A 3,031-nucleotide genomic window follows, 5' to 3' on the forward strand; every position below is an offset into this window, starting at 1 on the left:
CATTCCGAACAGAGAAGTTAAACCTCATCACGCCGATGGTACTGCGAAAGTGGGAGAGTAGGTAACCGCCCCCTTCAGGGTGCAAGCACAACGCTTGCACCCTTTTTTTATACCCCTACCTTTCACACACACACACCGTTTATCCTGACCGGCCCCATGGCTGACCGACTGCGCACACACATTGATGTAACTCCTATTTTTGAATCAGCTTCAAAACCCGGTTGAAGTCCAAAATGCAACAGGCTTGTAGGAGCCCCGGTAGTACGTCGCCCGCGGATCCGGATATCCATGCAAGAGCCCTCACGCTGGTCGTGGCCTGACGCCGTGGTACTGGCGTCCCTGCCAGAGACATAGTCGTTGTCTGACGACCGCATTCTTACATTGATTCCTTATTTCCTGATGGCTGCCGGCTTTCATCGCAATCTGAGTGCTACGCGGTGATGGCCTCCGGTTATATGATATTCGTTTTGGCTTACATTGCGAGTTATATTTATGCGCGGCATCGTTTAAATTGGTGGCATATGTTTGCTATGGAGCAGATAGCCCGCTCCCTGTATACTTTGTGGAGATTGTCTGATTCATGAAGATATGCAGGTTGGACATTTGGGGTGATGCAAAAGCCTGAACGCAATAAAGCCGCTTCTTTACGGAGCGGCTTTATTGTCTTTAAAAAAGTTTGTTCATAAGATCGGACTCGTTGCATTATATATAGTAATGGTTAATGCAGGTTTACGAGGCGAATTGTGCAAAAAAATGTATTTATCCGTTAGTGTTTAATTTATGCAAATATAATCAATGTTTTTGTAACTACCAAAAAATATTGAATTATTTTAAAATATATCAAAAAATTATTTTAAAATATATGTAATAGCTTTTATTCTGTAATAAGCACAAAACCGCAATTGACCGGAAGGTCTATCGAGTTCTTTCCGTTAAGTTGCACTTCTTTCTTTTGGAGCTTCATCGTGTCTTTGTCAATGATAAGAGTGCCTTTGTTTCCGGTAAATTTGGGGAGGATTATTTTTCTTGTATCAGGACCGGCATTGACACCGGCCACGTACCATTTGTCGTCATGACGGCGTGCGAGTACGACATACTTGCCGGGGTAGCCGTCTATAAGTTTCACGTCATCCCAAGTTGTCGGTACCTCTTTCATAAATTCGATAGCCTCAGCCGGAGAACCGGTCAGGTTGTCGGGAGTAAGGGCGAAGTTCTGAACAGGATTCTGAAACAGTACGGATGTGGCGAGTTGAAACGCATCGCCGGTGCGGCGTGTTGTGCCGGCATTGTTGCTTCGGTGCAGGCGACGGTTAAGTACGGTGCCGCCATATTCCATGATACCCGTCGCATTACGAATAAACGGATGGAGCGTGGCGCTGAACGCTTCGATGTCGCAGTGGTGTTGGTCAAATACGAGGTTTTCCGATGCGAGTACGGCCTCGCTGCCCACATAATTGGGATACATCCGCTCCCAGCCGCGGGGCAGCGTGCAGCCGTGGAATATCACGTCGATGCCATAGTCGGCGGCATCGCTGAGTATATCTTCATACAAGCGCATGGTCTCCTGCTTGTCGCCGCCGAAGAAGTCTACTTTAATTGTTTTGACGCCAATGTCTTTAAGCCATTGCATCTCCTTTTTTCGTACTATAGGTCGGTCCATAAGGCCGGTCGGTCCTTGTACTATGTCGTTCCAGTGGCCGCTTGACGAGTACCACATGGCTATGTTGACACCTTTTGATTTAGCGTATCGGGCAAGACGTTCTATGCCTTCACGGCCTATGTTGGTGTCCCACCAGTTGTCGATAAGGGCGTGATTATATCCCATATCTGCGGCAAGGTCTATATATGTCTTCTGGTCGTCAAAATTGATGCTTGCATCCTGCCATATGATCCAGCTCCATGTGCCTTTGCCCGGAGCCGCAGGCCGTGAGGCTTCATAGCGCGGTTCTACAAGATCCCACATGACTGTGGTCTCAACGATGGGAGCGAGGTCGCGTCCTATGCTTATCGTACGCCACGGAGTGGTACCCTCCAAGGCTATGCCGGGAGCTGCGGAGCCATTGCCGTTGTTTTCCTCGGCCATTGGGTAGGCTATGGTATATACGCCGTTCTTGTAGTCGCTCAAATGGCTTGCGCAGTAATATCCGTCCACATCTGTCTCGCTGAGCAGTGCCCAGCCTTTGTCGCCGATTCTGAACAGGGCCGGGAATGTATATCCGTGACCGAACTGCGATACAGTGTCCATCGGAGCATCAGCGCTGTAAAACTCCTCATAGCTCGGCTTTGTACGTTTCCAGCCTATCATGGCGTCGCTCTGCGGGGTAAGGAATGTCGTTGTGCCGTTTGGAAAACGGAAACCTGTTTTCTCCTCGTTTATGACCATGGCTCCGGTCTCGCCTCCGTTCTGTCGCGGTATGATATAGCGCACGGCCACATTATTGTTGCTTACCCTGCACTCCACCGTCATGGCATTGCCGCTGTCGTTCTTAAAATCGACTTTAAGCACATTGGCGTTGTAGTCTATACTGCTTTTCTTTATTTTATCCTGACGGTAAGTCTTTTTTATGACATCTTCTGTCACGTTTGTTATTTTCATACCATGACTGAAGTCACCGGTGTCAGCAATGAAGCCGAGTGGCGATTTTGACAGTATGGTATCATTTTCAAGAACAACCGAGTATACCGGATTGCCGTCGATTGAGGTTATGTCGACTGTGAGTTGTTTGTCGGGACTTTTCACTGTTGCCGCTCCCGACACGAGCGGAAATAGCGCGGCGGCTACATACAATAGGCACTTTGTCATGGTCAATTATTTAAATATCTATATGTCAAAGATAACATAATTTAAATTAAAATTTTCAGTTTAACCGAAATATTTTTATCTTTGCCCCGCCGTTCATGGATTGTAGAGTCCAACAGCAAATGCAAATTTATCCAACGTGTGCGAAAAAACGCGCCTTAGGTGTATCAAAGTTTATTTTCTCTCGTGGTCTGCGGTTCAATTTCTTTTGTATTTCCATTATTCTCTTAT

At 47.2% G+C, this 3,031-nt stretch carries 1 protein-coding gene; it reads right to left on the reverse strand.

The genetic code is table 11. The annotated features are described in order from the left end of the window. Window positions 1–874: 874 nt before the first annotated feature. A complete protein-coding gene (locus FW767_RS12875) occupies window positions 875–2,803 on the reverse strand; it encodes a glycoside hydrolase family 97 protein (RefSeq protein ID WP_121700416.1) in 1,929 nt (642 codons plus the stop codon). Window positions 2,804–3,031: the final 228 nt, after the last annotated feature.

Source organism: Heminiphilus faecis (assembly GCF_008728965.1).
GTDB lineage: Bacteria > Bacteroidota > Bacteroidia > Bacteroidales > Muribaculaceae > Muribaculum > Muribaculum faecis.

What these genes read in the sequence shown, in the direction of transcription:
- FW767_RS12875 (WP_121700416.1), bottom strand. Translation starts at nt 2,803, where the DNA reads ATGACAAAGTGCCTATTGTATGTAGCCGCCGCGCTATTTCCGCTCGTG.